Genomic DNA, 4,160 nt, shown 5'->3' on the forward strand with positions numbered 1-4,160 from the left:
CAGCCCATAAACTTGTTGCTAAAAAATCCATTATGGCTCTGACAGATGGCTGCAGTAATGAAATACTTATCAATCTTAACTATCAGTCTGCTGCCAGGCCGTTGTATCCCCTCGATCGAGATATTAACTACAAAGCAGATCAGATCCCTGAGATTTCCAATCATTGACATTATATTAATGACTCCATAAAGAAGAATTGATACCATTATCCCTTTAGGATTATGAAGTGAATGCTGTCTTTGTGGCCACCAAAAACACACCCATTTTGAAAGCGTGAAATCAAGGCTCAGCTGGGTCTGGTTTATGAGAATGACAGGTAATCCCTTTTTTTGTAAGTTTTAAGTTGCGGTACTGAGATCCCTTCCCGGTTGACTGCCGGGGAGTCAGTCAGCCTGTGAATTTCAGGATTGCATAAGGATGGCGACAGCACTGCTGACAATGGCGGCAAAAGTGGCCAGCTGATAGAGTCCCTGCCGGTTAAAACGTCTATCCATATCATTAAAACGGCGGTCAACTTCGGCGAACTGCCTGTCCGTGTTCAGCTTCTGCTCTTCAAAGCGCTTCTCCATATGGACCATCATTCTTTCCAGATTCTCATTCTGATATTTGATACCTTCTTCCACGCGAACCATTCTTTCTAAGAGCTGTGGACTGAATTCGGCTGATTTCTGTGGAAAGGGATAAATGTTTTTCTCTTCCATCCAACTGACAAAGTGATCTTTGACATAGTTGATAATGTCCTGCTGGTCTTCTCTCACCTGAACGTCTCCCAAGGGGATTCCTCCTTATACTTTAAGGCTTTCTAATTGAGTATACAAGTGAGATGAAGCTGGTGATTCAAAGAAAAAGGACTGCCTCTACTATCCAGGACTATTTTTCTGCCGGTACTCCCTGATTGTCCATGGTAAAACGGAGGCTCTGGCCATCGGCCTGTTCCAGGACGGTTGTGGTAGTGGGAAAGGCAAACTCGATTCCGGCTTCTGAAAACTCTTTCATGATCTTGAAGTTCACTTTTTCCGAAAATTCCATAAACATCCAGTAATCCGGTGGAAAATACCAATAAATCATCAGTATATTCAGGGAGTCGGCATTATACTCGTTGAAATAGACTCGGGGGGGGAAGTCTTCATTCATCCCTTCATGCTGATCCAGTATTTTTTTAATAATATCAAGGGCCTGTTCCATCTTATCAAAGGTGGTTCCGTAGGTCACTGTAATATTGGTGAGCCTGCGGATATGGGGGCGCCTTCCAATATTCTCAATGGAACTGGATGCCATCTGATCATTGGGTATAATCACCTGATGTCCCACCAGGGTCCGGATTCGAGTACTTCGGAACCCGATGGCTTCGACCGTACCATCATAGTTATTGACCTGAACTCTTTCTCCGATCTTGAAGGGTTTATCTGTCATGATCATGATGCTGCCGAAGAAGTTCTTAAGAGTATCCTGAGCAGCCAGAGCGACGGCCAGACCACCAATACCAAGTCCGGCCAGAAGAGCCGTCAGAGGTTTTCCTGTGATGACCTGAACAGCACTGAAAATACCGGCCAGGATAATTAATATCCGGATAATCATACGGAGCAATTCAACAAATGTTTTATCCACGTTATTTGTATTTTTGTCAGAGAAGGAGCTCAAACGCGTTCCCAGGGTTTCAACGAACTGGTAGATAAAGAGAATCACAGCAGACAGGAGAAGAAGATTGATAGTTTTATCCAGAATTCCAAAATACTCGGGCATGCCGGGAATCATCTGTTTAAACCAGAGAAGGATACAGGCCAGAGCAATCAATTGGATAGGAACAAACATGGACCGGATAATGAGTGCAATCCGTCCACTTCTGTTTGACCCTCTCAGGACGGCACCGGCGGTTTTAAAAAGCTTCTGTATGACCATCAGGATCAGGAAAGAAATGACTAATCCATTGAGCAATAAACCTAAGCGGAGGGTTTCAGAACTCTCAATCTCTGTGGGCATCAGACCCAGGATGTTCCAAAGAACGGTAGAAAAAGCCAGAAAAAAGAGTGTGAACTTCAACCTTCTGTTGGATGATATTAAGACAATGTCCTCTGGTGCAGAGTCAGGAGTTTTCGAATTGAGATAAGCGACGGCAAGGTTCAGGACCATATAAACGGGGATGAGGACTCCAGAAATCAGGATTGTGTTCGAAACAACACCATAAACCAGGTTCCAGGGAAACAAGGGTCCCGGGCTGTGCTTCACAATTCTCAGGAAAACATAAAAAATCTGGAAGCGGAGAAAAACTCTCAATATCCTGAATAGTTGAAAAAAAGGAAAGGATCCACTGTCAGTCTCAATTTTTGAACGCCTCGTTCTGATCAGGGAGAAAAAAACTAACTCCTGAATCAGAAGAATACAGAGAAGAAGGGCAGCACTGTAAAAAAGAGAGACATAGGACCAGTCAGAAAAAAGACGTAATAAACTATCAAAATTAAACATATATAACCCTTTAAAATTATTTGAAAGTCATTCTTTTCCCTTTCAGAAAACGGGAAAGAATGAGACCCATTTCGGGACATCTGAGGTATCCATAAGACTTATGATGATTTTCATCACCCTCCATCTCATAATTATTATACACAAAAAGATCTTCCGGTTGAACCTGAAGCCTGTTGGGAAGAAAATCATTTGTCAGGTCTGCATTCGTAGCTACCCGGTCCTTGAAATCGGCAAGATTTTTCCAGGAACCTGTAATATTGCCGGGTGTTCTCAATTCCTTTGGAGAATCTCCCAGTGCCTTGAGATCTGCAAGTAGATGACTCTTCACCACTGGGAATCCCAGGGGAGAGCCGATAGTAACCAGGGTATCAATTTTTACATCCGGGACATACTGAGTCAGGACATCCCAGGCAATGATGGTTCCCATGGAATGGGCGATAAGGAGGATTTTTTTACGACGGTTTTTCCGAAGTGTATCCGCCAATAGCCGGCATATCTCATCCCTGGCAGACGAGGCATTGTAAGGAGAATGGTGGTAGTAGGCGTCCAGATCCTTTACAAAATGTTTGAGAATAAAGTCTGTCAAACCATTGAAATGGGATGTTCCGTCTTCTTCCAGCAGCATTTTTTCCAGTTGATCGTTAATATGTTTTCTGATCCGTTGTTTAACAGTACTGTTCTTCTGAACTGGAAGTACAGCACTGCCCTTTGTATAGGGTTCCCTTAAGAAACCGGGATCAGACTTATCCTTGCAGGAGGGGTCTAAAGCGTCATGATGTACAATGGATGCCCAGTAAACCAGTTTAAATCGAAAGAACCAGAAAGAGCCTCTACCTTTTAATCCTTCCCGGATGGCCGCTTTCCACCATGTCTGAAGCTGTTTGCTGGGAGGTTTATTACCCATGCCATGAATACCGATGATGATTCTGCTCATATGCAGACTATATTAACATATGCATTGATTATTTTGGATGTCAGGTACTTTTATTTATGATTAGAATTATAATTTCCCTCTGGTAAGTCTATAATAATGGTCTACCACTCAGAATGAAATTCATTAAGGAGACATGCATGGCCAGATTCCTGAAAAAGAAAACAGATTCATTAGGAAAAAGTCCCGGCGACCTAATTTTTGTCGGAGATAAGAAGATGGATGAGCCCTCAATCAAAATGATTGATTTTGATACAGACCAATTGCAGGAACAGGAAATTCAGAAAATTGAAGAATGCCTCAGCTGTAAAGATAATGACACTGTCTCCTGGATCAATATTAATGGTCTTCATGATCTGGATCTGATAAGGCAGGTGGGTGAGGGATTCAATCTTCATACACTGACCCTGGAAGACATTCTGAATACCGGTCAGCGGCCCAAGATGGAAGATTACGACGATTACCTCTTTTTCGCCCTGAAGATGATGAGCTACGATGAAAAAAAGGGTATTGTGAACAGCGAGCATCTGAGCATTATCATGGGTGGCTGCTTTCTCCTGACCTTTCAGGAACGGCCCGGAGATGTCTTTGATCCCGTCCGGGAAAGAATCCGGAAACAGAAAGGCCGGGTCAGGAAATCAGGAATAGACTATCTGGCCTACTCCCTGATGGATACGATCATTGATAATTATATCCATATCATTGAGCGTCTGGGAGAACAGATCGAAGATATCGAAGTTGAAATTCTGGATAACCCCGGTAAGTC

Annotated in this window: 4 protein-coding genes; 1 reads left to right on the forward strand and 3 read right to left on the reverse strand. The window is 43.1% G+C overall.

Annotation, left to right across the window (positions count from 1 at the left end):
• Nucleotides 1–401: 401 nt before the first annotated feature.
• The 3 genes from PF479_RS18350 to PF479_RS18360 all read right to left on the reverse strand — a co-directional run bounded on the left by PF479_RS18350 (nt 402) and on the right by PF479_RS18360 (nt 3,397).
• Entirely contained in the window at nt 402–773 is a 372-nt protein-coding gene (locus tag PF479_RS18350) for a hypothetical protein (RefSeq protein ID WP_298009805.1), read from the reverse strand.
• A gap of 97 nt (nt 774–870) precedes the next feature.
• Nucleotides 871–2,463, reverse strand: coding sequence for a mechanosensitive ion channel family protein (locus PF479_RS18355; protein WP_298009807.1), 1,593 nt, complete (start codon nt 2,461–2,463; stop codon nt 871–873).
• Between the two features lie 16 nt (nt 2,464–2,479).
• Nucleotides 2,480–3,397, reverse strand: coding sequence for an alpha/beta hydrolase (locus PF479_RS18360; protein ID WP_298009810.1), 918 nt, complete (start codon nt 3,395–3,397; stop codon nt 2,480–2,482).
• Between the two features lie 137 nt (nt 3,398–3,534).
• Here PF479_RS18360 and PF479_RS18365 point away from each other — a divergent pair.
• A partial coding sequence (locus tag PF479_RS18365; protein WP_298009813.1) for a CorA family divalent cation transporter occupies nt 3,535–4,160 on the forward strand: 626 nt, incomplete at its 3' end.

It is taken from the genome of Oceanispirochaeta sp., from assembly GCF_027859075.1.
Taxonomy (GTDB): Bacteria; Spirochaetota; Spirochaetia; order DSM-2461; family DSM-2461; genus Oceanispirochaeta.

What these genes read in the sequence shown, in the direction of transcription:
- PF479_RS18355 (WP_298009807.1), bottom strand. Translation starts at nt 2,463, where the DNA reads ATGTTTAATTTTGATAGTTTATTACGTCTTTTTTCTGACTGGTCCTAT.
- PF479_RS18360 (WP_298009810.1), bottom strand. Translation starts at nt 3,397, where the DNA reads ATGAGCAGAATCATCATCGGTATTCATGGCATGGGTAATAAACCTCCC.